Source organism: Vibrio sp. S17_S38 (assembly GCF_014694375.1).
Classification (GTDB): Bacteria; Pseudomonadota; Gammaproteobacteria; order Enterobacterales; family Vibrionaceae; genus Vibrio.
The window spans coordinates 1-3,405 of the sequence record NZ_JAAUWW010000040.1 but is presented as its reverse complement, the minus strand read 5'-3'; the positions used below and the strand labels follow the sequence as shown (position 1 = coordinate 3,405).

The window sequence follows — 3,405 nt, the reverse complement described above, 5'->3', positions numbered from 1 at the left end:
AAATTAAAAGCCTGGCGATGTCCTACTCTCACATGGGGAGACCCCACACTACCATCGGCGCTATTGTGTTTCACTTCTGAGTTCGGCATGGAATCAGGTGGGTCCACAATGCTATGGTCGCCAAGCAAATTCTTTATTAAGATGACATCGTCATCTTAACTAATTCGGAAAGCTGTTCGTTATCTCAACTCGTTCTCAACACGTCATTCAAGTCTCTATCCGTATTCATTCTCTATTCAGTCCAACAACAAAACCCTTTAGGTGTTGTATGGTTAAGCCTCACGGGCAATTAGTACAGGTTAGCTCAATGCCTCGCAGCACTTACACACCCTGCCTATCAACGTTCTAGTCTCGAACAACCCTTTAGGACGCTTAAAGCGCCAGGGAAGACTCATCTCAGGGCTCGCTTCGTGCTTAGATGCTTTCAGCACTTATCGATTCCGAACTTAGCTACCGGGCAATGCCATTGGCATGACAACCCGAACACCAGAGGTTCGTCCACTCCGGTCCTCTCGTACTAGGAGCAGCCCCCTTCAATCTTCCAACGCCCACGGCAGATAGGGACCGAACTGTCTCACGACGTTCTAAACCCAGCTCGCGTACCACTTTAAATGGCGAACAGCCATACCCTTGGGACCGACTTCAGCCCCAGGATGTGATGAGCCGACATCGAGGTGCCAAACACCGCCGTCGATATGAACTCTTGGGCGGTATCAGCCTGTTATCCCCGGAGTACCTTTTATCCGTTGAGCGATGGCCCTTCCATTCAGAACCACCGGATCACTATGACCTGCTTTCGCACCTGCTCGAATTGTCATTCTCGCAGTCAAGCGGGCTTATGCCATTGCACTAACCACACGATGTCCAACCGTGTTTAGCCCACCTTCGTGCTCCTCCGTTACTCTTTGGGAGGAGACCGCCCCAGTCAAACTACCCACCAGGCACTGTCCGCAACCCCGATAAGGGGTCTACGTTAGAACATCAAAACTACAAGGGTGGTATTTCAAGATTGACTCCACATCATCTAGCGACAATGCTTCAAAGTCTCCCACCTATCCTACACATGTAGGTTCAATGTTCAGTGCCAAGCTGTAGTAAAGGTTCACGGGGTCTTTCCGTCTAGCCGCGGGTACACTGCATCTTCACAGCGATTTCAATTTCACTGAGTCTCGGGTGGAGACAGCGTGGCCATCATTACGCCATTCGTGCAGGTCGGAACTTACCCGACAAGGAATTTCGCTACCTTAGGACCGTTATAGTTACGGCCGCCGTTTACCGGGGCTTCGATCAAGAGCTTCTCCGAAGATAACCCCATCAATTAACCTTCCGGCACCGGGCAGGCGTCACACCGTATACGTCATCTTACGATTTTGCACAGTGCTGTGTTTTTAATAAACAGTTGCAGCCACCTGGTATCTGCGACTCCCGTCAGCTTAGAGAGCAAGTCTCATCACCAACAAGAGCGTACCTTCTCCCGAAGTTACGGTACCATTTTGCCTAGTTCCTTCACCCGAGTTCTCTCAAGCGCCTTGGTATTCTCTACCCGACCACCTGTGTCGGTTTGGGGTACGATTTCTTATAAACTGAAGCTTAGAGGCTTTTCCTGGAAGCATGGCATCAATGACTTCACTACCGTAGTAGCTCGACGTCGTGTCTCAGCCTAACAATTTCCCGGATTTACCTAAGAAATTAGCCTACGCACTTGAACCTGGACAACCATCGCCAGGCCCACCTAGCCTTCTCCGTCCCCCCATCGCATTTATAAGAAGTACGGGAATATTAACCCGTTTCCCATCGACTACGCTTTTCAGCCTCGCCTTAGGGGTCGACTTACCCTGCCCCGATTAACGTTGGACAGGAACCCTTGGTCTTCCGGCGAGGGAGTTTTTCACTCCCTTTATCGTTACTCATGTCAGCATTCGCACTTCTGATACCTCCAGCAAACTTCTCAGTTCACCTTCAACGGCTTACAGAACGCTCCCCTACCCATCATAGTAAACTATGATGCCGCAGCTTCGGTGTATAGCTTAGCCCCGTTACATCTTCCGCGCAGGCCGACTCGACCAGTGAGCTATTACGCTTTCTTTAAATGATGGCTGCTTCTAAGCCAACATCCTGGCTGTCTGAGCCTTCCCACATCGTTTCCCACTTAGCTATACTTTGGGACCTTAGCTGGCGGTCTGGGTTGTTTCCCTCTCCACGACGGACGTTAGCACCCGCCGTGTGTCTCCCGGATATTACTTACTGGTATTCGGAGTTTGCAAAGGGTTGGTAAGTCGGGATGACCCCCTAGCCTTAACAGTGCTCTACCCCCAGTAGTATTCGTCCGAGGCGCTACCTAAATAGCTTTCGGGGAGAACCAGCTATCTCCAGGTTTGATTGGCCTTTCACCCCTAGCCACAAGTCATCCGCTAATTTTTCAACATTAGTCGGTTCGGTCCTCCAATTGATGTTACTCAATCTTCAACCTGCCCATGGCTAGATCACCTGGTTTCGGGTCTAATCCTAGCAACTATTCGCCCAGTTAAGACTCGGTTTCCCTACGGCTCCCCTAAACGGTTAACCTTGCTACTAAAATTAAGTCGCTGACCCATTATACAAAAGGTACGCAGTCACGGAACAAGTCCGCTCCTACTGCTTGTACGTACACGGTTTCAGGTTCTATTTCACTCCCCTCACAGGGGTTCTTTTCGCCTTTCCCTCACGGTACTGGTTCACTATCGGTCAGTCAGGAGTATTTAGCCTTGGAGGATGGTCCCCCCATATTCAAACAGGATATCACGTGTCCCGCCTTACTCGTTTTCACTTAGTATGATGTGTCGGTTACGGGGCTATCACCCTGTATCGCGGCACTTTCCAGAGCCTTCACCTGCATCATATAAAGCTTAAGGGCTAATCCAATTTCGCTCGCCGCTACTTTCGGAATCTCGGTTGATTTCTCTTCCTCCGGGTACTTAGATGTTTCAGTTCCCCGGGTTCGCTTCTTTACTCTATTTTATTCAAGTAAAGATACGTGCTTATGCACGTGGGTTTCCCCATTCGGAAATCGTAGACTCAAGTGGCTTTTACTGCCTAATCTACGCTTATCGCAAGTTAATACGTCCTTCATCGCCTCTGACTGCCTAGGCATCCACCGTGTACGCTTATTCACTTAACCATACAACCCAAAAGGGTCTTAGTGTATGTTCAACTAAATAAGGTTTAGTTTTTGTTTATCTTGGAGGGTAATCCAAGATAAACGATTTGCCGGACTCAATAGAACAAACCATAAATGGTTTGTAGAATACAAGACACTTGAATGTGTGTTGTTTACTTATTTCCGAAGAAATAAGATTTGAGAACTTTTATTTGAACAAATAACCTTGGTTATTTATTCAGTCAGCTTTCCAAATTGTTAAAGAGCAA

The 3,405-nt window shown here is 48.5% G+C and carries 2 rRNA genes; both read right to left on the bottom strand.

Features of this window, described 5'->3' with window-relative positions:
• Positions 1-9 precede the first annotated feature (9 nt).
• Positions 10-125 (bottom strand): 5S ribosomal RNA (gene rrf / locus HC725_RS16440).
• Between the two features lie 143 nt (positions 126-268).
• Positions 269-3,157: ribosomal RNA gene (locus tag HC725_RS16435) — 23S ribosomal RNA — on the bottom strand.
• Positions 3,158-3,405 lie beyond the last annotated feature (248 nt).